The organism is Oleiphilus sp. HI0123 (assembly GCF_001635315.1).
Window position 1 is genome coordinate 1 of sequence record NZ_LWGE01000180.1, and the last position, 588, is coordinate 588.

The window sequence follows — 588 nt, forward strand, 5'->3', positions numbered from 1 at the left end:
CTTTCTCGGTTGCGTAGATAGTCATCGAGGTGCTTTCCCCATTCAGCTTTCAGGTCCAGGGATACCTTTGCAAAGCCATAGCCGGGCAGGTCGACTAGCCGAACCCCGGGCGTGCTAAGGGAAAAAAAGTTAATCAGTTGGGTTCTGCCGGGAGTCTTACTGGTTCGGGCAAGCTTCTTATTGTTAGTGATTGAGTTGATGGCTGAAGATTTTCCTGCATTGGAGCGACCGGCAAAGGCAACTTCAACGCCTTGGTCTGGCGGGCAGTTCTTGAGTTTTGATCCGCTTTGGCTGAAACGGGCGCTGTTGTAGGAGATATTCTTCGGCGTATTTGGGTGGTTCATGACTAACTCAATCAGAAAAAAGCACAGAATAAAAACCACTATTTAATGTAAGGGTTTTATCAGGAAGGGCTTAGTGTATAATAGCCTGAAATTTTTTGCCCATAATTTTCTGAGTGAGGGTGATCGGCTTGTTGTTTTAGTTTGATCAGCCATACTGTTAAGGTTTTGAAGATTAGAGAATTCATTAGCTTGTTTTGTCCTTCAGAGCTGCTTGGTTATGTGGGTAAAAATGACAATATTAGAT

At 44.2% G+C, this 588-nt stretch carries 1 protein-coding gene; it reads right to left on the reverse strand.

Annotated features, from left to right (window positions below):
- Nucleotides 1–344 (reverse strand): ribosome biogenesis GTP-binding protein YihA/YsxC (gene yihA, locus A3761_RS01655; protein WP_068749688.1); only part of this gene is annotated, 344 nt, incomplete at its 3' end.
- Nucleotides 345–588 lie beyond the last annotated feature (244 nt).